General features: G+C 40.1%; 23 protein-coding genes and 2 pseudogenes. 15 read left to right on the top strand and 10 right to left on the bottom strand.

Translation table 11 applies throughout. From position 1 onward, the window contains the following. Positions 1-76 precede the first annotated feature (76 nt). Positions 77-256: pseudogene (locus tag Phpb_RS27500) on the bottom strand (S-type pyocin domain-containing protein); the annotation flags it as partial. A gap of 1,296 nt (positions 257-1,552) precedes the next feature. Here Phpb_RS27500 and Phpb_RS04845 point away from each other — a divergent pair. The 15 genes and pseudogenes from Phpb_RS04845 to Phpb_RS04920 all read left to right on the top strand — a co-directional run bounded on the left by Phpb_RS04845 (position 1,553) and on the right by Phpb_RS04920 (position 12,165). Further along, complete coding sequence (locus Phpb_RS04845; RefSeq protein WP_065389415.1) at positions 1,553-2,245, top strand: PAS domain-containing protein; 693 nt, start codon at positions 1,553-1,555, stop codon at positions 2,243-2,245. A gap of 60 nt (positions 2,246-2,305) precedes the next feature. Beyond that, entirely contained in the window at positions 2,306-2,986 is a 681-nt protein-coding gene (locus tag Phpb_RS04850; RefSeq protein ID WP_065389416.1) for a helix-turn-helix transcriptional regulator, read from the top strand. Positions 2,987-3,284: 298 nt separating this feature from the next. Continuing rightward, positions 3,285-3,962, top strand: a complete 678-nt coding sequence (locus Phpb_RS04860) for a PAS and helix-turn-helix domain-containing protein (protein WP_065389418.1) — start codon at positions 3,285-3,287, stop codon at positions 3,960-3,962. A gap of 28 nt (positions 3,963-3,990) precedes the next feature. Continuing rightward, on the top strand, positions 3,991-4,185 hold the full coding sequence (locus tag Phpb_RS04865) for a hypothetical protein (protein WP_065389419.1): 195 nt from the start codon (positions 3,991-3,993) through the stop codon (positions 4,183-4,185). A gap of 73 nt (positions 4,186-4,258) precedes the next feature. Continuing rightward, positions 4,259-4,939: a helix-turn-helix transcriptional regulator gene (locus Phpb_RS04870; protein WP_065389420.1), complete on the top strand. Its 681-nt coding sequence runs from the start codon at positions 4,259-4,261 to the stop codon at positions 4,937-4,939. A 293-nt stretch (positions 4,940-5,232) separates the two neighbouring features. Beyond that, positions 5,233-5,916 carry a helix-turn-helix transcriptional regulator gene (locus tag Phpb_RS04880; RefSeq protein WP_065389422.1) on the top strand — a complete coding sequence of 228 codons (684 nt, stop codon included), beginning with the start codon at positions 5,233-5,235 and terminating at the stop codon, positions 5,914-5,916. A 298-nt stretch (positions 5,917-6,214) separates the two neighbouring features. Then, complete coding sequence (locus tag Phpb_RS04890; RefSeq protein WP_065389424.1) at positions 6,215-6,895, top strand: helix-turn-helix transcriptional regulator; 681 nt, start codon at positions 6,215-6,217, stop codon at positions 6,893-6,895. Positions 6,896-6,923: 28 nt separating this feature from the next. After that, positions 6,924-7,604, top strand: a complete 681-nt coding sequence (locus Phpb_RS04895) for a helix-turn-helix transcriptional regulator (protein ID WP_065389425.1) — start codon at positions 6,924-6,926, stop codon at positions 7,602-7,604. Between the two features lie 29 nt (positions 7,605-7,633). Next, positions 7,634-8,314 (top strand): helix-turn-helix transcriptional regulator, encoded by a 681-nt coding sequence (locus Phpb_RS04900; protein ID WP_065389426.1) that lies wholly within the window; start codon positions 7,634-7,636, stop codon positions 8,312-8,314. Between the two features lie 28 nt (positions 8,315-8,342). Further along, positions 8,343-9,023 carry a helix-turn-helix transcriptional regulator gene (locus Phpb_RS04905; RefSeq protein WP_065389427.1) on the top strand — a complete coding sequence of 227 codons (681 nt, stop codon included), beginning with the start codon at positions 8,343-8,345 and terminating at the stop codon, positions 9,021-9,023. Positions 9,024-9,313: 290 nt separating this feature from the next. After that, the gene (locus tag Phpb_RS04910; protein WP_065389428.1) at positions 9,314-9,994 is read left to right on the top strand and encodes a helix-turn-helix transcriptional regulator; all 681 of its coding nucleotides are present in this window, start codon (positions 9,314-9,316) and stop codon (positions 9,992-9,994) included. Between the two features lie 29 nt (positions 9,995-10,023). Further along, entirely contained in the window at positions 10,024-10,164 is a 141-nt protein-coding gene (locus tag Phpb_RS27350; RefSeq protein ID WP_160296993.1) for a hypothetical protein, read from the top strand. A gap of 204 nt (positions 10,165-10,368) precedes the next feature. Next, a pseudogene (locus Phpb_RS27355) lies at positions 10,369-10,530 on the top strand (LuxR C-terminal-related transcriptional regulator); the annotation flags it as partial. A 123-nt stretch (positions 10,531-10,653) separates the two neighbouring features. After that, positions 10,654-11,322, top strand: coding sequence for a LuxR C-terminal-related transcriptional regulator (locus Phpb_RS04915; protein ID WP_065389489.1), 669 nt, complete (start codon positions 10,654-10,656; stop codon positions 11,320-11,322). A 147-nt stretch (positions 11,323-11,469) separates the two neighbouring features. Beyond that, positions 11,470-12,165, top strand: a complete 696-nt coding sequence (locus tag Phpb_RS04920; protein ID WP_065389429.1) for a helix-turn-helix transcriptional regulator — start codon at positions 11,470-11,472, stop codon at positions 12,163-12,165. A 238-nt stretch (positions 12,166-12,403) separates the two neighbouring features. Here the strand turns inward: Phpb_RS04920 and Phpb_RS04925 are convergent, their stop codons facing one another. From Phpb_RS04925 to fruB, 9 genes are all read right to left on the bottom strand, one after another. After that, on the bottom strand, positions 12,404-13,501 hold the full coding sequence (locus tag Phpb_RS04925; RefSeq protein WP_065389430.1) for an aminotransferase class V-fold PLP-dependent enzyme: 1,098 nt from the start codon (positions 13,499-13,501) through the stop codon (positions 12,404-12,406). A 76-nt stretch (positions 13,502-13,577) separates the two neighbouring features. Next, positions 13,578-14,933: a YhfT family protein gene (locus tag Phpb_RS04930; RefSeq protein ID WP_065389431.1), complete on the bottom strand. Its 1,356-nt coding sequence runs from the start codon at positions 14,931-14,933 to the stop codon at positions 13,578-13,580. A 10-nt stretch (positions 14,934-14,943) separates the two neighbouring features. Continuing rightward, positions 14,944-15,303, bottom strand: a complete 360-nt coding sequence (locus Phpb_RS04935; RefSeq protein WP_036807627.1) for a DUF2620 domain-containing protein — start codon at positions 15,301-15,303, stop codon at positions 14,944-14,946. 11 nt (positions 15,304-15,314) lie between these two features. Then, positions 15,315-16,205, bottom strand: a complete 891-nt coding sequence (locus Phpb_RS04940; protein WP_065389490.1) for a phosphotriesterase-related protein — start codon at positions 16,203-16,205, stop codon at positions 15,315-15,317. Positions 16,206-16,262: 57 nt separating this feature from the next. Beyond that, entirely contained in the window at positions 16,263-17,447 is a 1,185-nt protein-coding gene (locus tag Phpb_RS04945) for a YhfX family PLP-dependent enzyme (protein ID WP_065389432.1), read from the bottom strand. A 114-nt stretch (positions 17,448-17,561) separates the two neighbouring features. After that, positions 17,562-17,921: a PRD domain-containing protein gene (locus tag Phpb_RS04950; protein ID WP_065389433.1), complete on the bottom strand. Its 360-nt coding sequence runs from the start codon at positions 17,919-17,921 to the stop codon at positions 17,562-17,564. 25 nt (positions 17,922-17,946) lie between these two features. Further along, complete coding sequence (gene yhfZ / locus Phpb_RS04955) at positions 17,947-18,852, bottom strand: GntR family transcriptional regulator YhfZ (RefSeq protein WP_065389434.1); 906 nt, start codon at positions 18,850-18,852, stop codon at positions 17,947-17,949. 153 nt (positions 18,853-19,005) lie between these two features. Continuing rightward, positions 19,006-20,676: a PTS fructose transporter subunit IIBC gene (fruA, locus tag Phpb_RS04960; protein WP_065389435.1), complete on the bottom strand. Its 1,671-nt coding sequence runs from the start codon at positions 20,674-20,676 to the stop codon at positions 19,006-19,008. Positions 20,677-20,748: 72 nt separating this feature from the next. Further along, positions 20,749-21,876, bottom strand: a complete 1,128-nt coding sequence (gene fruB, locus Phpb_RS04965) for a fused PTS fructose transporter subunit IIA/HPr protein (RefSeq protein WP_065389436.1) — start codon at positions 21,874-21,876, stop codon at positions 20,749-20,751. Between the last annotated feature and the right edge of the window lie 306 nt (positions 21,877-22,182).

Raw genomic sequence — 22,182 nt, forward strand, 5'->3', positions numbered from 1 at the left:
TCAATACTAATTGCCATTATTCATAGCTATAATTTCGTATACAATAGAATAAAACATTACCGTTAAGTATATTTACTTAATTAAAAATGGGGATAATCAGAATATAATCACGAAAATCCTTCTCTTCTGACATCGGCAGCAATTCAATATCACTACCCACTTTATCCAAACCACTTTCCGGGCTGACGTGGTAGCCCAGAACCATCATCCTGCCGCTTTTTTCATCTCTGTTCCAGCGAAAACGAACACGAGTCGACGCTTTACCGAACCGTTCCGCATCTCACTAAGATAATATCGATTTAAGTAATCCTCTTCGTCCTCATTCAATCCTGATGAATAAAACACGGACTGTTAACGGATTCGGTGCCGCCACGGCGGTAGCAGCGGCTTCGATCTTATTTTTGCCACCGCTAAACCACCATTTACACCACGGTAATTTTTTATCCTACAGTTTATCCAGATTGAGCAGGCATTTGTTACCCTGCGGAGGCTATTCGGGCTTTAACACTGTTACTGACGTGAAAGATGACGAAACCTGATATATCCCGATCCTACCAAAGTTACTTGTCGGTTCAGTCTCCATACCGGCATCGGTTCAGACTTTGCCCCGATAGCGCCATCTATTCACATCTCTATTGACTAATCGCATAAAACGTGGGATTAATCGAAATTCTTACCATATTATTACCACTTAAGAATTAATTAATGATCAATAATGCAACAAATTTGAGTTAAAAAATATAGGAATATTATGAAATTGATGAAAATCAGGTCAATTTCTTGCCTCCAGCATTACTTCGCCGGTACCGTCAAAGCAGAAAATCATTGATAAAAACTGCGGGAAATGGAGTAAGAGCGTGACTGTGACAAACATCTAAGTGGAACTTGAAATACAACTTTATATCTTGAGCTATACCATTTTAAGTAAGCTTTTTATTTAATTATTCTTCAAAAATTTAATTTTAAAGAATTTAGCTAACCTTAATTTTATTTAAGAATAGCTATTGTCAACAGCAGGCAAATTCAGACGCGGTTTATAGGCTGAAAATTTTATATAGTTGATTATTCTGACAATTCCACAATATATTTTACCGGATTACTATGACCAGTATATGCCGTTTAGAAAGCGTTCTTTAATTGATCGAATATTATTCCGATTAAATGCCATTTTTTCGCCGTTATTCTGCCATAAAAATAACACCTTCTTTTTCATTCTATTATCGATCATCGTTATAACAATCGCTCCCTCATACTTCGGTTAATGACAGAAAGATTTTGATCTACATCACTTAATTACTTATGACTTAAAAACCTTATTCATTAATTTTACTGTTTAGTAATCAAACTAAAATGTTTCTATAAAAAATAGTATTTTACGTTATATTTATTAATGTCAAAAGTCCCATTATTTAACAATAAAAGGTTTAATTAATAAATATATGTATTTTGACGAGCAGGTTATTATATTCTATTATATTACCAAAGCATTTTAAGCATAATTAGTTAATAAACATGTCAGATAAAGACTGAAATAATCTCTCAGGAGTCACTAATGCAACATATAAAAAACAGACCTGATAATATCACTCCACAATTAATTCATATGTGGGAAAACAGTAATGAACCTTGGGGAGCCAAAGATCTCCAATCAAGATTCATTTATGCCAACTCCGCCTTTTATCAACTACTCAATTTGCCGGAAGACTTGGATATTAGCGGGCTTTCAACAGGTGAATTACCCTCACCTATTGCAGAATATGAAAAAGAATGCCGCCGTCAGGATCAAAAAGTTATTCAAACAATGCAACGCGTTAGTTCACTGGAAACGCATCCATTTGAAGAACATAAGATTAAACAAATCTATCTTTGTAATAAATACCCACTTTGTGATGAAGATGGCAATTGTATTGGGATCATTTTTCATATGTGCAAAACCCAAAACTTTTCTACTGCTTACTACCATGAAAAAACGCCTCCGGCAACGTTGGAATTTATCGCCCCTAATGACAAATTGACGCAAACTGAATGGGAAGTTCTCTTTCTGACTCTGCGCTCATTAGATGAAGATAAAATCGGTGAAGAGTTAATGATAAGTACCGAAGATGTGGTGAATCATATTCAATCAATTTACCAAAAATTCAATTTACCACTACATACAGAATTGAAAGATTTCTGTAGAGAAAATAAACTTGATCTTTATATTCCAGCCAGATTCGTCACTATTGGTAGTATGGAGTTAAGTTGATTATAAGATTAAACATCAAGAGTCTAATTTTAAAACTAGAAAGAGAAAAGGAGTGATAATATGGACAACAAATTAATTATTTCACCTCAAATTATTAATACAATGGAACAGAGTAATTCTCCTTGGGCAATAAAGGATAAAAATTCATGTTTTATTTATGCCAATCAGGCATGTAAACACGTTCAAAACATTTCAAGCTCTTTTGACTACGAGGGAGTTTACGACGATGAACTTCCTTGGGGTGGGGCCGAATTTGCCAAAGAATACATCGTTCATGATCAAAAGGTGATGGAAAAAGAAGAAAGAATATGTTTGCTTTTAACACATAAATTTGGAAAAGAGCAACTTCTTTCGTCTTATTTTTTTGAAAAATATCCTCTTTACCATGAAGACGGAAGTTGTATAGGAACGATATTTCATGGTTGGCAAGCCCAAGATTTCTCATTCACTCGCCTATTTCATGGAAAACTTCCGGCGTCTATATTATTTCAACCACCGACCAATCTCTTTACTCAACGGGAATGGGATGTTATTTTTCTCCTATTACAAAAATATACTAGTAAGCAAATCGGTAGAATGTTAAACCTTTCCTACCGTACCGTTGAAACCCATATTTCACGTATATATAAACGGATTAGTGTTCACTCTAGTCGTCAATTAGAGGAATATTGTCGCACCAATGATTATGATCTCTATGTACCAGAAAGATTTGTGCATCGAGAAAGCAGAATGTTTCTTTAACGCTTAGATTACAAAGGAGATTTTACTGATATGAAAAAGAGCTATGCAATATCACCCCAGATTATTAATACAATAGAAATGAGCAATGAACCGTGGGGAATACAGGATAGCTCTTCGAACTTTATCTACGGCGACTCTGATACAAAAAATTCATTCGTAATTTCATACAACCATTTAATTATAAAGGGTTTTATGATCATGAACTACCCAAAGGTCTGGAATAGTCGTGAGTTAAATTGATTATAAGATTAAACAGCAAAAACCTGATTTTAAGGCTAGAGAAAAAAGGAGTAATAATATGGACAATAAATTAATTATTTCACCTCAAATCATTAATATAATGGAACAAAGTAATGACCCTTGGGGAATAAAAGATGAGAATTCATGCTTTGTTTATGCCAATCAGGCATGTAAACATATTCTCAATATTTCATGTTCTTTTGACTTTGAAGGACTCTATGATCATGAACTACCTTGGATCGGGGCCGAATTTGCCAAAGAATACATCGCTCATGATCAAAAGGTGATGGAAAAAGAAGAAAGAGTATGCTCCCTTGAAACTAATACATATGGGAAAAAACAAATTCTGTCATCTTACTTTTTTGAAAAGTCACCTATTTACCATGATAGTAACTGCATGGGAATTATATATCATGGTTGGCAAGCTCAGGATTTCTCATTCACCCGACTATTTCGTGGAAAACTGCCAGCATCTATTATATTCCAACCACCTACTGATCTTTTTACTCAACGTGAATGGGATGTTATTTTCCTGTTGTTACACAAATATACTAATAAGCAAATCGGTAAGATGTTAAATATTTCCTATCGTACTGTTGAAACCCATATTTCACATATATATAAACGGATTGGTGTCCACTCCAGTTACCAATTAGAAGAATATTGTCGTACGAATGATTATGATCTCTATGTACCAGAAAGGTTTGTGCATCCAGAAATCAGAATATTTTCTTAATTCTTAGATTAGAGGAGTTATCACTAATATGAAGAAGAACTATACAATATCACCTCAGATTATTAACACAATAGAAGTGAGTAATAAACCGTGGGGAATACAGGATAGCTCTTCAAACTCTATCTACGGTAATTCAGTCACAAAAGAACTTACTCGTGGTTTTAAACAACCATTTGATTATAAAGAGTTTTATGATCATTCATTATCCCAAGCTATGGGATAGTCATGAGTTGAATTGATGATAAGATCAAACATCGAAAATCCAATTTTAAGGCCAGAAAAATAGGAATAATAACATGGAAAATGAATTAATTATTTCGCCTCAAGTGATTAATACCATGCAACAAAGCAATGAGCCTTGGGCAATCAAAGACAAAAACTCATGTTGGATTTTTGGCAATTTGGCATTTAGACAAATCCAAAATCTCCCAGATTTATTTGATTATGAAGGGAAATATGACAATGAACTCCCCTGGAATGGTGCTGAATTCGCAAAAGAATTCGTTATTCACGATAAAAATGTTATGAAACAAGAGAAAAGAATATGCTCACTTGAAACACATACATATGGAAAAGATAAATTTCTATCATCTTATTTTTCGGAAAAATATCCAATTTATAATGATGAGAACGAATGTATCGGTATCTTTCTCCATGCATGGAAAGCCCAAGATTTCTCATTCACCCGGCTATTTCATGGAAAACTTCCGGCGTCTATATTATTTCAACCACCGACCGATCTTTTTACTCAACGGGAATGGGATGTTATTTTCCTCCTGTTGCAAAAATATACCAGTAAGCAAATCGGTAGAATGTTAAATCTTTCCTACCGTACTATTGAAACCCATATATCACGCATATATAAACGGATTGGTGTTCACTCTAGTCGTCAATTGGAAGAATATTGTCGCACCAATGATTATGATCTCTATGTACCAGAAAGATTTGTGCATCCAGAAAGCAGAATGTTTCTTTGACGCCTAGATTACAAAGGAGATTTTACTGATATGAAAAAGAGCTATGCAATATCACCCCAGATTATTAATACAATAGAAATGAGCAATGAACTGTGGGGAATACAGGATAGTTCTTCAAACTTTATCTACTGTAATTCAGCGACAAAAAAACTTATTCATAACTCTAAACAACTAATTGATTACGAAGAGTTTTATGGTCATGCATTACCCTAGGTTATGGCGTAGTCGTGAGTTAAATTGATTTATAAGATCAAAAATCTAATTTTAAAGCTAGAGCAAAAAGGAGTAATAACATGGATAATAAATTAATTATTTCATCTCAAATCATCAATACAATGGAGCAAAGTAATGATCCTTGGGGAATAAAAGACAAGAATTCATGCTTTATTTACGGTAATTCAGCTACAAAACAGTTCATTCATGACTTTAAAAAATCATTTGATTATGAAGGACTTTATGATGATGAACTAGACTGGGATGGAGCTGAATTTGCAAAAGAATTTATTGCTCATGATAAAAGTGTAATGGAAAGAGGAGGAAGGGTATGTTCTCTTGAAACACATTTGTTTGGCAAAGACAAATTTCTGTCATCTTATTTTTGTGAAAAAACCCCTATTTACCATGATAACGGGGATTGTATAGGAACTATATATCATATGTGGAAAGCTCAGGATTTCTCATTCACCCGGCTATTTCATGGAAAACTGCCAGCGTCTATTATGTTCCAACCACCGACTGATCTTTTTACTAAACGGGAATGGGATGTTATTTTTCTCCTATTACAAAAATATACTAGTAAGCAAATCGGTAGAATGTTAAACCTTTCCTACCGTACCGTTGAAACCCATATTTCACGTATATATAAACGGATTAGTATTCACTCTAGTCGTCAATTAGAAGAATATTGTCGCACCAATGATTATGATCTCTATGTACCAGAAAGGTTTGTGCATCGAGAAAGTAGAATGTTTCTTTAACATTTAGATTACAAAGGAGCTTTTACTGACATGAAGAAGAGCTATGCAATATCATTTCAAATTATTAACACAATAAAAGTGAATAATAAACCGTGGGGAATACAGGATAGCTCTTCGAAATTTATTTACGGAGACTCGGTTACAAAGAATTTATTCACACTTTTATACAACCATTTGATCATAAAGGGTTTTATGATCATAAACCACCCTAAGATCTGGGATAATCGTGAGTTAAATTGATTATAAGATTAAACAGCAAAAACCTAATTTTAAGGTTAGAGAAAAAAGGAGTAATAACATGGATAATAAATTAATTATTTCACCTCAAATTATTAATACAATAGATCAAAGTAATGCCCCTTGGGCAATAAAGGATAAAAACTCATGCCACATTTATGTCAATCAAGCATGTAAACGTATTCTCAATATTCCATGTTCTTTTGACTTTGAAGGGCTTTATGATCATGAATTACCCTGGGATGGAGCCGAATTCGCCAAAGAGTACATCGCTCATGATCAAAAAGTGATGGAGAAAGAAGAAAGAGTATGTTTGTTCTTAACACATACTTTTGGAAAAGAACAAATTCTTTCATCTTATTTTTTTGAAAAATACCCTCTTTATCATGAAGACGGAAGCTGTATAGGAACGATATATCATGGTTGGCAAGCTCAGGATTTCTCATTCACCCGGCTATTTCATGGAAAATTGCCAGCCAATATTATGTTCCAACCACCAACCAATCTCTTTACCCAACGGGAATGGGATGTTATTTTCCTCATGTTACAAAAATATACCAGTAAACAAATTGGCAGAATATTGAATCTTTCCTACCGTACGGTTGAAACCCATATTTCGCGTATATATAAACGGATTGGTGTTCACTCTAGTCGTCAATTGGAAGAATACTGTCGTACAAATGATTATGACCTCTATGTACCAGAAAGATTTGTGCATCGGGAAAGCAGAATGTTTCTTTAACCATTAGATTAAAAGGAGTTCTACTAATATGAAAAAGAACTATGTTATATCACCTCAGGTTATTAATACAATGGAGCAAAGTAATGAACCCTGGGGAATAAAAGATAAAAATTCATGCTTTATTTATGCTAATCAAGCTAATTATCGCGTTCAAAATATTTCACGTTCTTTTGATTATGAGGGCCTTTATGATTACGATCTTCCCTGGGATGGAGCCGAATTTGCTGAAGAATACATGGCCAATGATAAAATAGTGATGGAAAAAGAAGAACGAATATGTTCACTTGTAACACATAAATTTTTTAAAGAACAAATTCTGTCATCTTACTTCTTTGAAAAATACCCTCTCTATCATGAAGACGGAAGTTGTATAGGAACAATATATCATGGTTGGCAAGCTCAGGATTTCTCATTCACCCGGCTATTTCGTGGAAAACTGCCAGCAAATATTATATTCCAGCCACCAACCGATCTCTTTACTCAACGGGAATGGGATGTTATTTTCCTTTTTTTACAAAAATATAACAGCAAGCAAATCAGTAGAATGTTAAATATTTCCTACCGTACTGTTGAAACCCATATTTCACGTATATATAAACGCATTGGTGTTCACTCCAGTTATCAATTGGAAGAATTTTGTCGCACCAATGATTATGATCTCTATGTGCCAAAAAGATTTGTGCATCCAGAAACCAGAATGTTTCCTTAACCATTAGACTAAAAGGGGCTCTCACTAATATGAAGAATAACTATATAATCTCCTCTCAGGTTATTAATACGATGGAACAAAGTAATGAACCGTGGGGAATCAAGGATAAAAATTCATGCTTTATTTACGCTAATCAGGCATGCAAACGTCTTCAAAATATTTCAAGTTCTTTTGACTATGAAGGGGTTTATGAATATGAGTTACCTTGGGATGGAGCCGAATTTTCCAAAGAATACATCGCTCATGATCAAAAAGTAATGGAACAAGAAAAAAGAATATGTTCACTCGAAACACATTTATTCGGAAAAGAACAAATTCTGTCATCCTACTTTCTTGCAAAATATCCGTTCTATCATGAAGATGGTAGCTGTATAGGGGTTATATATCATGGCTGGCAAGCTCAGGATTTTTCATTCACCCGGTTATTTCGTGGAAAACTGCCGGCATCTATTATGTTCCAGCCACCGACCGATCTCTTTACACAACGGGAATGGGATGTTATTTTCCTTTTTTTACAAAAATATAACAGCAAGCAAATCAGTAGAATGTTAAATATTTCCTACCGTACGGTTGAAAACCATATTTCTCGTATATACAAACGGATTGGTGTCCACTCTGGTTATCAATTGGAAGAATATTGCCGCACCAATGACTATGATCTCTATGTACCAGAAAGATTTGTGCACCCAGAAAGCAGAATGTTTCCTTAACCATTAAATTAATAGGAGTTCTACTAATATGAAGAAGAACTATGTCATATCACCTCAGGTTATTAATACAATGGAGCAAAGTAACGAGCCCTGGGGAATAAAGGATGAAAACACACGCTATATTTATGTCAATCAGGCATGTAAGCGTCTTCAAAATATTTCAAGTTCTTTTGACTATGAGGGGCTTTATGAGCATGAGTTGCCCTGGGATGGAGCCGAATTTGCCAAAGAATACATGGCCCATGATAAAAAAGTGGTGGAACAGGAAAAAAGAATATGTTCACTTGAGACACATATACATGGAAAAGAACAAATTCTATCATCCTACTTTTTTGCAAAATATCCTCTTTATCATGAAGATGGGAGCTGTATGGGCATTATATATCATGGTTGGCAGGCTCAGGATTTTTCATTTACCCGGTTATTTCGAGGAAAATTGCCGGCATCTATTATGTTCCAACCACCGACCGATCTCTTTACTCAACGGGAATGGGATGTTATTTTCCTTTTTTTACAAAAATATAACAGCAAGCAAATCGGTAGAATGTTAAACATTTCCTACCGTACCGTTGAAAACCATATTTCGCGTATATATAAACGGGTTGGTGTCCACTCTAGTTACCAATTGGAAGAATATTGCCGTACCAATGATTATGATCTCTATGTACCAGAAAGATTTGTGCACCCAGAAAGCATAATGTTTCCTTAACTATTAGATTAAAAGGAGTTCTATTAATATGAAGAAGAACTATGTAATATCACCTCAGGGTTATTAATACAATAGAAGTGAGCAATGAGCAGAGGGGAATATAGGATAGTTCTTCGAACTTTATCTACGACAATTCAGCCACAAAAAAATTTATTCGTAAATTAAAATAATCATTTGATTATAAAGGGCTCCATGAGCATTAACTACCCTAAGGTTTGGGATAATAGTGAGTTAAGTTGACTATAAGATCAAAAATCTAATTTTAAGGCTAGAAAAATAGGAGTAATAACATGGACTATAAATTAATTATTTCACCTCAAGTTATTAACACAATTGAGAAAAGTAATAAACCCTGGGGAATAAAAGATAAAAATTCACGCTTTATTTATGCTAATCAAGCATGTAAACATGTTCAAAATATTTCAAGCTCTTTTGACTATGAAGGGCTTTATGATTATGACCTTCCCTGGGATGGAGCCGAATTTGCTAAAGAATACATAGCTCACGATAGAATGGTGATGGAAAAAGAAGAAAGGGTGTGTTCACTTATAACACATGTACATGGAAAAGAAAAAATTCTTTCATCTTATTTTTTTGAAAAATATCCTTTTTATTATGAAGATGGAAGCTGTATAGGAACAATATATCATGGCTGGCAAGCTCAGGATTTTTCATTTACCCGGTTATTTCGTGGAAAACTGCCGGCATCCATTATGTTTCAGCCACCGACCGATCTCTTTACTCAACGAGAATGGGATGTTATTTTCTTTATGTTGCAAAAATATACTAGTAAACAAACCGGTAGGATGTTAAATATTTCCCACCGTACAGTTGAAACCCATATTTCACGAATATATGAAAGAATTGGTGTTAACTCTAGTTACCAATTGGAAGAGTATTGTCGTACAAATAGTTATGATCTCTATATGCCAAAAAGTTTTGTCCACCCAAAAAGCAGAATGTTTCTTTAACCTTTAGATTAGGAGGAGTTGTTACTAATATGAAGAAAAGCAATGCAATATCACCTCAAGTTATCAATACAATGGCGATAAGCAATGAACCGTGGGGAATAAAGGATAGTTCTTCAAACTTTATCTACGATAATTTAACTAAAAAAATATTTATTCGTAATTTTAAATAACCATTTGATTATAAAGAATTTTATAATCACGCATTACCCCAACTTATGGGATGGTTATGAGTTGATTATAAGAGCAAACATCAAAAACATAATTTTAAGGCTAGAGAAAAGAGGAGTGATAACATGGATATTATGTGTCATGGTTGGCAAGCTCAGGATTTCTCATTTACCCGGCTATTTCATGGAAAATTGCCAACATCTATTATGTTCCAGTCACTGACTGATCTCTTTGATCAACGGGAATGGGATGTTATTCTCCTGATGTCATACAAGTATATTAGTAAACAAATTGGTAGAATGTTAAGTATTTCCTACCGTACAGTTGAAACCCATATCTCGCGTATAAATAAGCAGATTGGTGTTCACTCTAGTTACCAATTCAAAGAATATTGCCGTATGAGTGATTATGCTTTCTACATGCCCAAAATTTTTGTCTATCCAAAAAGTAGAATGTTTCTAACCTTTAGATTAAAAGGAGTTCTTACTAAGATGAATAAGCTCTATACAGTATCAACTCAGATTATTAATACGATGGAGCAAAGCAATGAACCCTGGGGAATAAAGGATAAAAACTCCTGCTTCATTTATGGTAACCTGGCATTAAAATCTATTAAGAATTTTTCAAATTCATTTGAATTTGAGGGACTTTATGATCATGAACTACCTTGGGCTGGGGCCGAATTTTCCAAAGAGCGCGTAGCTCATGATAGAAAAGTAATGGAAAAAGAAGAAAGAATATGTTCTCTTGAAACACATCTATTTGGTAAAGACAAATTCCCGTCATCCTATTTTTGTGAAAAAACACCTATTTATCATGAAGATGGTAGCTGTATGGGAACTATATTTCATGGTTGGCAAGCCAAGGAGTATTCATTGACCTACCTATATCAATATTATGATAAACTACCACCATCCATTCTACTCCAACCACCTTCCGATCTTTTTACTCAACGGGAGTGGGATATTCTCTTTCTCTTCTTACAGAAGCAATCGGGAAAGCAGATCGGGGAAATATTGAGTATCGCCTATCGTGAAGTTGAAGGTCATATGGCAAGGATACATCATAAAATCGGGACTCACTCCGGTCAACAGTTGGAAGAATATTGTCGTGCCAACAACTTTAATCATTACATCCCAGAAAGGTTTTTATTGTCTTAGATTACGTATTATTTCCCAGTTACCACAGACTACCTTTGTTAATTATTTATTGATAAAATAGACAACCCTATGGAAATATGCTTTGCTTTCAATAATATATTTCTATTCAATAACTTAGAAAAGCAATAATTCTCTTAAAGGATATTTATGAATAAATCAGGATTAAAACAAGTCCCTTTGGTTACACCTCAATTTACACATATATGGGACAAAAGCCCTGATCCTTGGTTTGTAAAAGATAAGGAATCGCGTTTTATTTATGCAAATACCAAATTTATTAAAATCATTCGGTTACCAGAAAACTTTAATATTATTGGGCATGCCGTTGATGAATTACCAACACCAGTTAATGGTTTTGCCCATTATTTTAAAGAACATGATCGCAGAGTCTTAGAATGTATGCAACGAGTATGCTCTGTCGGCACTTATCCTCAAGGTAATGGTCGACCGCCTAAATCCTATTTTTGCGAGAAATATCCACTGATGGGGGAAGATAATCAATGTATCGGCATTATTTCCCATGCCAGAGAAATAGAACACTTTACAGTGTCCCATTATATTAAGAATCATACCCCAATATCCGCCTGTCCCAGGCCACCTAATGATTTACTAAACGAGAAAGAGTGGGTGGTTATTTTCCTATTTTGCTGCGGTATGAATAATAATGATACGGCCATTGAAATGAATGTTTCATGCCATTCGGTGGAAAAACATTTTGAAAGTATTTACGAAAAATTATCAGTCAACTCACTGACAGAGTTACGAGCACTTTGCAAAGAGAACGGTTATGACCTCTATATGCCACCACGGTATTTTCTATCTATAGGCCATTTTATATTATAAGTGATTTATTTTACTATTAACTGTTACTTACCTCATTTATTAATTTTGTTAATGATTAGGAATACAATTAATGATATCGCCGACTTTTACATTAATTCAGGGTTTATAAGCCTTGATATCGATTTCCCCATACTCAGAAAATATTGCACATATTTTGGATGGCAGACGATATATACCGCCGATTGCGGCGGATGTTACTGCATCCAGAATAATCCCCTGTCTATGTTTTAGCCTTTTATTACAACAAGGAGACGGCCTGTGCACAACTTTGACTTAGAAGCCTTATCACCGTCTCCGCACCACTTCGATTGGGATTTATCCTTATCATCCGTTTTTCCAACATGGGATCAGACTGACGGAATGTACCGGACAACCGGTAAAACAGCGGCGGGATGTCAAATTTTGATTCAGCGCCTACCGGATAAGGCAGCGCGCCAAGCTTATGAGCGACATGGAGTACCCGTTCGGCAATCTCATCATAAAACTCCACCAGCAGTACTTTCGATTGCGCATTGGCGATAAGCGCCCGTTTTACCTGTGGAATAACTCCCTGATTAAGCCGGACCACTAATGTTTCATTCACCTGAGCCTGTACAGCATGCATCACCGGGGCAAATACCAATCCACGCAATACCTCCAATGCCTGAAATCCCTGTACCTGACTGCCGCCGGAATACATATTACGCCGGATGCGCTCTATTGCCGCTTGCTGGCCGACTACGACACCGACACCTTGCGGGCCAAACAGTTTAAAGCTGGAGAAGGCCGATAATGTAGCCCCCCATTCACAACCGATATGTTCCACTTTCATGGCTGCATAGTTATCGTCAACCAGAACCGGTAGTGATGCAGCATTCATCAGCGATATGATTTCTTCCAATTCATACGCATCATCAATTTTCTGTCGCGTGTGTTGTACCAACCCCGCCACCGGCGAATGTTGCAAAATCGCAGCCCGTATCTGTTCAGATTGATTGAAATCAGCCCGTACCAGACGCAAACCCATTTGCTCGGCAGTAACCGCTGTCGAAGGATATAACGGCGCATCATGAACCAGCAGGCTATCGCCAGCGTTAAGTAATGCCGCTAACCCACAACGTATTGCGCCGGTTCCCGCCCCTTGCACTAACACAGCCGCTTCGGCGGCAAAAAAATCTGCGATAACCTGTTCAACACGTTGTGTCACTTGTGGCCGATTCAATCCCGGCGCCAGCCCTAAATCTCCGGTGGTGAGAAAATCCGCACCGGGAAAATGACAGCAAATAATATCAACTAAACGAAACTGTTTGTGCTGCGCCTGTTCCATGCTCAGACTAGGTAATGGATATGTGTTCAATATCTATTCTCTCGTGTTCTTTCGCACTTCCCCCCTTTATTTTTATCATCACAAAATAAAGGGGAAATTAATTCAATTAACCGATGCCCACCAGATAGATAATGTTAGCTAGTACACCCACCACAATCGTTGCAATAGGCCCAATCGCCATTTCAACCAAAGGACGTTTAGCCGTGCGGTTGAGTAAATAAATGCCCGCCACCACCATGAAGCCCATTCCCGGCAGAATGGCGTTGGAAGCTATCATTCCCCCCACCAATAAGGCAACTTCCAACATGCGGGTAATAACGGTACGAATATGTTCACCACAAGCTTTAACTCCAGGATATTTATCCAACCAGATGGCAATTCTCGCCAGTAGTTTGATTTCCATAAACATAATCACACTGCCAGCAATGAAGGCAATCCACAGATTATTGGTAACTAATCCCGCGACAAATACAAATTTCATGCCGACTGGGCTATAAACTCCAGTAGCAATGGCGGTCATACCAACCAACGGCACAAAGCTGATCGCTCTGGCAAGCGCCACCAGCATAGCGTTAGCCCCTTCCCCCTGCGCCATCAGTTGCAGTGATACAGGCCCTTCCGCCAGCAAACTAAGCGACATCGAAGCCGCTACCGCAGTCAATCCCCCACTGAATACCAGCAACCAGATGTTATTTTGAATACGCTGTATCCGCGTGGAAAATAATCCAACCAGCGTCTCGTTCGCTCCCTTGGTCGAAGCAGATCCCTCGCCAGCTTTGGGTGCGCGCTGTTTCATAGCAAAATAGAACATTACTATCATCGAAATCAGTAGGGCTATCCCGTTAGGGTCCAACTGCACCGGTTTGCTCAATGCGCCGCCAAAACTCAATGATCCTACCGCTTTCGTCGCGATATACCCCACCAATGTCGCAATCAGCACCCATATTCCTTTGCCATATCCATATTGATAGGCCACCACAATCGCAGGAAACAGTGCAAAGCAGGCCACGATAGGATCGCCGACTTTACTCAGGTTGCCCATGAAATTAACCGGTAAATGGGCAAAGATATCGACAACAGATCGTAAACCGGTCATCAGGGCAACGGCATATAGCGCCCCCAAGATAGCGGAAAGTATGAAACCTTTTTTGCTGTTTGCACACCAGGTACCAATAACATCGGTTCCCAATAATAAACTATGCACCAAAATAATCGGGGCGGTCAGCGAGAACGGAATACCAAAGCCGATAACCAGACCAAAACTTAGGGCGAAACTGGTGGCAGCCAGGGTCTTACGATTCATACGCCCTTCCAGATGTTCCGGCATTAAAGGACGTAGCCCATCATGAAATACCGCAATACCACGGTTAGCCATCATGGCAGATATCCCACCGATCACCGCCAACAAACCGGCCTTAAATGGATCAATTTCCATTAAACGGGTGAAAAATTCATATTCCATTTTCCTGTCCTCATGAAGAAAAAATAGCCCCGATAACAACTGGAATAACCGCGTCTATATCCTGACCAGTAAAACCAAATGCGATTTTCCCCGCGTTAACATGGGCAATAATTTCTTCATCAGGCAGGATCTTGCCTGGCATACTGATGGTCGCGCATTTATCAATACCAACAATAGCAATTACCATTGCCAAAGCGCCTCCACCTGTATTACAGGCCCCCAAATAGTAATCCGCATTACCACTTTTAAGCGCTATCGCGGCATCTATGTCGCCCATCACGGTAATGGATGAAACTTTATCCCCGGCCAGACGGCGTAAAGTTTCAGCAATTTTTTCTTTCTCAATTTGTCCTCCAATTACAAATCTCATCTGTTTTTCCTTTAGTTGAAAAATAGCATTGGGTTATCACGTAACATCAAATTAATATCGGTTTGCGTTAATCCGGCCTCTTTTAACATCGGCACAAAGGTGGTGATCAAATAGGCAAAACCATTGCCGCCATTAGCTCTTAAGTGAGAACGACGGGTAATATCCATCGATAACATGACGCGGTTAAGTAAGCCACGTTGGGCCAGGGTCTTTAACATGGTGATCCGCTTTTCATCCGGGTAGTAATCGTTTTTGCCAATCGTGTCGAACTGGATGTAAGCACCCTGCTCAATGATACGCAAAATATTGTCCAGATTATCTTTAAGATCACAGTGACCAATAACGACGCGCTCAGCATCTACACCGTGCTTTTTCAATAATTTCAGTTGCTCAAAACCCATCGTGCTTAATGTCGTATGCGTCGAAACAGGCCGCCCAGTTTCCAGATGAGCTATAGCCGCAGCATGGAATACTTTCTCTTCATCAGGCGTAATGACTCCTTTGCTGGAACCAATTTCCCCAATCACTCCGGCTTTCAACGTTGTACCGTCGATACCCTGTTCAATCTCAGCGATCATTTCATCCGCCAGTTGTCGAGCGGTGGTATGTGCTACATGCTCAGGAAAAAAGGCGGATTGGTAATAGCCAGTAGAAACTATTACATTAATGCCGGAGTCCCGCATCAGATCCAACATAAACTGTGGGTTACGTCCCATGTAACGATTGGTCATCTCCACAATATTGTGTACACCCAAGCTGACCAGTGTTTTCATCTCTTCGCAAATCAGGTCGTACTGATCCAGTCGGCAGTCAATGTTGTTTTTAAATGATGATAAATCGAGGTGCAGGTGCTCATGCGCATAGGTATAACCAGATGCGTCAATTCTGTTTTGCTGAGTCATAAGTAAGACGGTCCGAAGATAAAAAAGAGGATGAAGGTGAAGAGGATGGAAGCGCATCTATTCACAGGTCATTTTTTCTCCATTAATCAGAATAGGGTTTCCCTGGCTGTCATAAAGCCCTTCCAATACCGGATGTCCTGACTGGATACCGCTAACCAACGCCACATCACTGCGAGTAGCAAATATCTGGGTGCGAAAGCACAACATAACAGCACAACCGACCGGAAATTCACCGCTCAGGGGGAAATGGTAATCAATACTGGCGTCATCCATCGGTAACAGGCAAGTGGAGGTGATCTGACCGTTTGGCAGGAATATCAGTGCATTATGCGCCCGCCCACGACGATAATAACCGCCACCATAACAGTAGCTGTTGCCGTTAAATCGGTGAGATATTTCTGTCAGATAGAGCATAGCAATGCGTTCTGGCTGTTCTCCCCGATAATTGGCAAGGATTGTTCCTGTTAGCGCATGCCCCGGCTCGGTATGGGTAACACCATACTTCGCCAGTAACGGCAATGTGCTACAACTTGACGCCGACGGCGCATTTATCTGCGTCGCTTCAATTCCTGCCTGTCGTAAAATGTCTTTTGCTTTCAGTAAAGTAAATAAGTTTGGCGCCGGCAGGGTCTGCTGCTGGACGTCTTGCCACAACAAGCAAGGAAAATGTGTCAACCCTGTCAGTTTTACACCGGGCATCGCCATAATGCGCTGAACGACGGTGTTCAATTCCGATAAATGAAAACCCGCTTCCTGACCAGGATATAAATGATCATGATCATCATAGACTTTCAGCATAATGGGTTGCACATTTCCCTGACGTTGCGCAAAACTGGAAATTTCCTCCGCTTTTTCTAAAGAAAATACTGTGATCACTTCCGGATGTTGTTGCATCACTGAAGAGAGTATATTGCGCGGGATCTGTACCAGATGGCCTACATGAGTCACTGGGATCTTCCCGTTCATCAAGACTCTGGCTTCTTTAAAATCCACCGCGGTAACGCCCTGATAACCCAGTTCTAGCAGTTTACGCGCCAACCAGGCGTTACGACCAACCTGTTTGGTCATCAGATAGAGAGCAATACCATGATGCTCCGCTACCGCAAGTAATCGTCTGGCATTGTCTAAAACCTGATCAACGTCAATAACATAAGTATCTGGTAGTAAGGCTCCTTGCGCCCATAACATCTGGGCTGCCTCAATCAATGCCGGATTTTGTTTGTTCAGTGCATGCATAAACATGCTGTACCTCCTGTACTTCTTCGGCGATCAATGCCACGATAAAAAGCTAGATGTTAAATCATCATTTTTTTGAATATTTGATGGAAAAAAAAATTTCCCTCATCTCTGTTGGGGTTACCACTGCCCCTTCGCCGCCCAAAGGCTAAACAAATTTACCAGAAGGTACCCCTCCTCACAGGGATGTAATTGCACGTCAAAATGTGCCAACAGCGAAGCGTTAATCTCTTGCAAATGAGAAAAGACACTCGATTGACGCACTTCCATCAACAGCTCAATATCCATTGAACTGATTTGTTCTCCCCGGCGTGAGCGCATCAACGCATTAGCCATATGTGTTATTACTATTTCCCCTAGTGCATTTCTGACAGGGATTTTCCAATCATTTTCAAGCTGCGCCACAACCTGTAACATGCCAACATGGATATCCTGATCAATGACATTTCCTTGACAGAGTAGATTCAATCGATTTTCCATTTCGTGAACCTCCCTCCATGCCAAATTAATAACTTGGGTCCTGCTGGCCTGCCAGTACACGTTGTTGATGAGCCAACAACTCTGTTTTATTCACCATAGTACGTAAAAGTTGCTGGATCAGAATGTCATCAGTTCTGGTTAAAACCGCCGCTTCAGAAGCTTGTGAAAAACAGACGTTTCCTTGGAGCGGTACTGCGATAAGCTCCCGGGAACTGAGTTCAATTTCTCTGGTAACGTTCCAGATCACCGCGTCAATGTCACCTTTCGCCACCTTATACAGGCTCTCGTGGTAAGAGATATCCACCAACGTGATATCCTGCCCGGCAAAGTACACTTCAGTCATGATCTTCTGGTCGGCAGAACGATGATCCAGCCCAACACGACGAATATTGTGTTCACCTCCTTTACGATAAATCAGTTGGTGTGCCCCAACATAGGTCTGTGGCCCCAATTCAAGTACAACGCGGACATCACCCTGCTCCAGATAAGTCTGCGCCGCCAAATGTGATACCACCGCCAAGTCATAAATACCGCTACGCAAGCATTCCATCCTGGCATCTGAACCTCTCATATGGGCGAAGTAAAACGGAATGCCCTCAAATTGCGCTTTCAAGCCGCTCGCCAATCCTTCATACAATCGGGTATAAGGCAGCGGCATCGCACAAACCACGTTACTAATGTCAGCATGGGCTAACAGCGCTTTGTGATCCACACTAACCAAATAGCTGCCATTGCGCCCCCGCCGTTCCACGTAAACCGCGCCAGAACTCTCCAATTTTTTTAATGCAAACTGAACTAGCCCAACAGATAACCCATAGTCAGATGACAGCTCTTCAATCGTCTTCAACCGATTACCGCAATGCTCACCTAGCAGATAACGCGCCAGACACGCCTGAGCAACCCCCTCTTTTTTTAACAGACCGCGACTCATAATAATTCTTCATTTTTTTGAATGTATTTATATCTAATTTAAGCAGGCAAATAACAATCGGAAAATAGCAAAAATGCGAATGAGGTCACGAATAAGTAGATAATTTCCTGTAATTTCAATAAGTTTAATTCAATAACTAATAATTTCTGTTTTTTATGCTTTAGTTGTGGTCGTTTCTGGGCGCTTAAGCAGTGCATAGATCAATCCTGCCAATAGGGTACCGACAATAATCGACATCAAATAACCCAATATTGGTGTGATAGCTCCTGGGATCAACAGTACAAACAGGCCACCATGCGGCGCCATCAACTGCGCACTCACTGCCATAGAGATCGCTCCCGTCACTGCACCGCCAACGATACAACATGGGAGCACTCTCATCGGATCGCGGACAGCAAAAGGAATCGCGCCTTCGGAAATAAAACACAGGCCCAACACCAATGCGGCTTTACCACTTTCCCGCTGAACATTATCGAACTTCTGCCGGGCAATTAGGGTCGCCACCCCCATTGCCAGCGGTGGAACCATCCCGGCAGCCATAATAGCAGCCATTGGCGCATAGGTTTGCGAGCTAAGCAAACCGACACCAAACGCATAGGCGGCTTTGTTTATCGCTCCTCCCATATCAGCACACATCATCCCACCCAAAATGGCCCCTAACAGGAGCGCGTTGGCTGTCCCCATATTAGCAAGCCAGTGCGTTAGCCCCGCCATGATACCGGCGACGGGTTTACCAATAACGTAAATCATAATCAGACCGGTGATCAGGCTGGCAAATAGCGGAATGATCAAAATCGGTTTCAACGCTGCCATACTCTGCGGCAATTTCACCTTGGTACTGAGAAATTTCGCTACGTAACCGGCGAGGAAACCCGCAATAATACCGCCAAGAAATCCCGCGTTGGTGCTAGTTGCCAGCATGCCGCCAATCAAACCAGGCGTCAGACCTGGGCGATCAGCAATCGAGAAAGCAATGTAACCTGCCAGTACGGGGACCATCAGAGCAAAAGCTGAACCACCGCCGATTTGCATCAACGCGGCTGCCAATGTACCCGGCTCTTTAAATGCAGTGATGCCAAAAGCAAATGAGAGCGCGATGCACAGACCACCCGCCACCACCATCGGCAACATATAAGAGACGCCGGTCAACAGGTGACGATAGATGCCGTTATTCTCTTCTCCTTGCCCGGTTTTAATACTATTCTGCCCCGCCAGATGGAAAGGTTTAGCTTCGACCAAAGCTTTATCAAATTCTTGCGCTGTTTTCTTCAACGCCAGCCCGGTGGAGGTACGGTACATAGGTTTTCCTGCAAATTTCGCCAGATCTACGTCAATATCCGCGACGATCAGCACCAGATCCGCTTTTGCCACCTCTTCCGGCGTAATAACATTGCCCGCCCCTACCGAACCGCGAGTTTCCACCTTTACCCACCAGCCGCGCTTTTTGGCTTCGATTTCGATAGCTTCAGCGGCCATGAAGGTATGCGCCACACCAGTAGGACAGGCAGTCACCGCGACAATGCGTTTTATATCACCACCGCTGTCAGTTGCCGGTATCTGGTACGGTTGAGCATCAATTTTTGCCTGCTGAAAGAAATCTTTCGGCGCATGCAATGCTTGTTCCGTGTCGCCGAGATAAACAAGCTTACCGTTCAGTGCGTTATCGGCGGGAACGCAATTGCCGGTCACGACCACCAAATCGGCTTCGGCTGGATCTTCTGTTAGTATCAGTCCGCTTTCCTCCGCAGAGGCACTGAGAATTGTTTTCACCAGATAACTTCCGGCAAGTCCGAGTGAAGGATCAATGATAAGCAATGTTTTCATCATGCTTCTCCTGCTATTAGCTCAAAGGGTTGTAGATCGACGCGCGCCATTTTCACAGCCAACTAGGGATTTTTACTTACACGGCCCTTCCCCCAAACCGGAAATAATCGCTTCGCCAATGGCAGCTATCGCCTGCCGCGCATCATCGCCATTAGCAGTAATATGAAGCCGATGCCCTTTTTTAGCGCCCAATGCCATGATTTTCATCAAACTGCGGCCGTTTACCGGTTGACCGACGCCATCAAGATTGATGATGGTAATTTCACTGGAAAATTGCCGGATAACATTAACCAACACGGCGCCAGGGCGAGTATGTAAGCCATGTTCGTTGCACAGGACAAATTCTCCACTGGATATCGCGCTCCGCGCCTGTACGCCACTGGTCAGTAATGCCAGCACTGTCGGCGCATCAGCTTTCAGCAAACATTCCGCTTTTTGTGCTAATAGCAAGTTACCCAGGCGATGTAACACATTTAGCGGCTGGTCGTCAGCAACCGCAACGGTCAATAACATCACCACCGGTTCGTTGTCCCGCGTGAACAATCGGCTCACTGCCACAGCGCTGGTTAAATTACCTTCGGGACTATCGCTTAACCAAATGCCCTGCCCAAGATCCAATGGCTTACTGTTAATCACTTTGCTGACAAAAGTCGTATCCACCGCCCCCGCTTGCTGTAACCGCCCGGCATTTAATGCCTGTAGCGTCATCAAATCGCGGGCGTTAACATCTAGCGTAATCAGGCTGGTATCGAATTTAAACTCAGGCTGCTGAGCTTCGCCCATTAGCAATCTATGTAGTGCCTGTGCTGACTCAATTGTTTTTAGCTGCCCGGCAATACGATCATCGCTCAGTAGGTGCGTTAACTGACGCAGTAGTGCCAAATGTTCATCGGAACGGGCGGCGATACCAATAACCATATAACACATCGCCCCTTGATCCCATTCAACACCCTGTGAAAAGTGAAATACCTGTACATCGGTTTTCATGACCAGATCGCGAGTATCTAGCGTGCCATGTGGAATGGCGATACCGTTGCCAAGGTAGGTAGAAATTTGATTTTCACGTTGCAACATGCCGTCAACATAGGCATCGCTGACATTACCATTAGCGGCTAACATAGCCGCTACCTGACGAATAGCATCCTCTTTACTGGTTGCAATTGCGCCAGTATGGATATTTTGCAGAGCCAACTGGAACATAATTTTCTCCCTATTACCAAAAATAGAATCGTTTCAGTTTACGCAGAGAAAAAAGCATTAAGTCCATAAAAAGAAAAAGAGATAAAAAACTGAAACGTTTCAACGAGTGTGAAACATGACTAATTTTCATTCAATACTTATGTGAAATAAAATCGCAATTTTTTGAGATTACTCACATTTTTCCTGCTATCGTTTTTTGCCTACCTCCCACCAAGGGATTTAGCAAAATCCGCCGTAAACCCTCGCCCAATGCGGGCGGTGATATAAGGCGAAAAGCCCGCAGGGCTTTCAGGTTATTAACCATCA

Origin of the sequence: Photorhabdus namnaonensis (assembly GCF_001684335.1) — a bacterium.
GTDB lineage: Bacteria > Pseudomonadota > Gammaproteobacteria > Enterobacterales > Enterobacteriaceae > Photorhabdus > Photorhabdus namnaonensis.

Excerpts from the sequence above, each read along its gene's own strand:
- Phpb_RS04845 (WP_065389415.1), top strand. The coding sequence starts at position 1,553 with ATGCAACATATAAAAAACAGACCTGATAATATCACTCCACAATTAATT.
- Phpb_RS04850 (WP_065389416.1), top strand. The coding sequence starts at position 2,306 with ATGGACAACAAATTAATTATTTCACCTCAAATTATTAATACAATGGAA.
- Phpb_RS04860 (WP_065389418.1), top strand. The coding sequence starts at position 3,285 with ATGGACAATAAATTAATTATTTCACCTCAAATCATTAATATAATGGAA.
- Phpb_RS04865 (WP_065389419.1), top strand. The coding sequence starts at position 3,991 with ATGAAGAAGAACTATACAATATCACCTCAGATTATTAACACAATAGAA.
- Phpb_RS04870 (WP_065389420.1), top strand. The coding sequence starts at position 4,259 with ATGGAAAATGAATTAATTATTTCGCCTCAAGTGATTAATACCATGCAA.
- Phpb_RS04880 (WP_065389422.1), top strand. The coding sequence starts at position 5,233 with ATGGATAATAAATTAATTATTTCATCTCAAATCATCAATACAATGGAG.
- Phpb_RS04890 (WP_065389424.1), top strand. The coding sequence starts at position 6,215 with ATGGATAATAAATTAATTATTTCACCTCAAATTATTAATACAATAGAT.
- Phpb_RS04895 (WP_065389425.1), top strand. The coding sequence starts at position 6,924 with ATGAAAAAGAACTATGTTATATCACCTCAGGTTATTAATACAATGGAG.
- Phpb_RS04900 (WP_065389426.1), top strand. The coding sequence starts at position 7,634 with ATGAAGAATAACTATATAATCTCCTCTCAGGTTATTAATACGATGGAA.
- Phpb_RS04905 (WP_065389427.1), top strand. The coding sequence starts at position 8,343 with ATGAAGAAGAACTATGTCATATCACCTCAGGTTATTAATACAATGGAG.
- Phpb_RS04910 (WP_065389428.1), top strand. The coding sequence starts at position 9,314 with ATGGACTATAAATTAATTATTTCACCTCAAGTTATTAACACAATTGAG.
- Phpb_RS27350 (WP_160296993.1), top strand. The coding sequence starts at position 10,024 with ATGAAGAAAAGCAATGCAATATCACCTCAAGTTATCAATACAATGGCG.
- Phpb_RS04915 (WP_065389489.1), top strand. The coding sequence starts at position 10,654 with ATGAATAAGCTCTATACAGTATCAACTCAGATTATTAATACGATGGAG.
- Phpb_RS04920 (WP_065389429.1), top strand. The coding sequence starts at position 11,470 with ATGAATAAATCAGGATTAAAACAAGTCCCTTTGGTTACACCTCAATTT.
- Phpb_RS04930 (WP_065389431.1), bottom strand. The coding sequence starts at position 14,933 with ATGGAATATGAATTTTTCACCCGTTTAATGGAAATTGATCCATTTAAG.
- Phpb_RS04935 (WP_036807627.1), bottom strand. The coding sequence starts at position 15,303 with ATGAGATTTGTAATTGGAGGACAAATTGAGAAAGAAAAAATTGCTGAA.
- Phpb_RS04940 (WP_065389490.1), bottom strand. The coding sequence starts at position 16,205 with ATGACTCAGCAAAACAGAATTGACGCATCTGGTTATACCTATGCGCAT.
- Phpb_RS04945 (WP_065389432.1), bottom strand. The coding sequence starts at position 17,447 with ATGTTTATGCATGCACTGAACAAACAAAATCCGGCATTGATTGAGGCA.
- Phpb_RS04950 (WP_065389433.1), bottom strand. The coding sequence starts at position 17,921 with ATGGAAAATCGATTGAATCTACTCTGTCAAGGAAATGTCATTGATCAG.
- yhfZ (WP_065389434.1), bottom strand. The coding sequence starts at position 18,852 with ATGAGTCGCGGTCTGTTAAAAAAAGAGGGGGTTGCTCAGGCGTGTCTG.
- fruA (WP_065389435.1), bottom strand. The coding sequence starts at position 20,676 with ATGAAAACATTGCTTATCATTGATCCTTCACTCGGACTTGCCGGAAGT.
- fruB (WP_065389436.1), bottom strand. The coding sequence starts at position 21,876 with ATGTTCCAGTTGGCTCTGCAAAATATCCATACTGGCGCAATTGCAACC.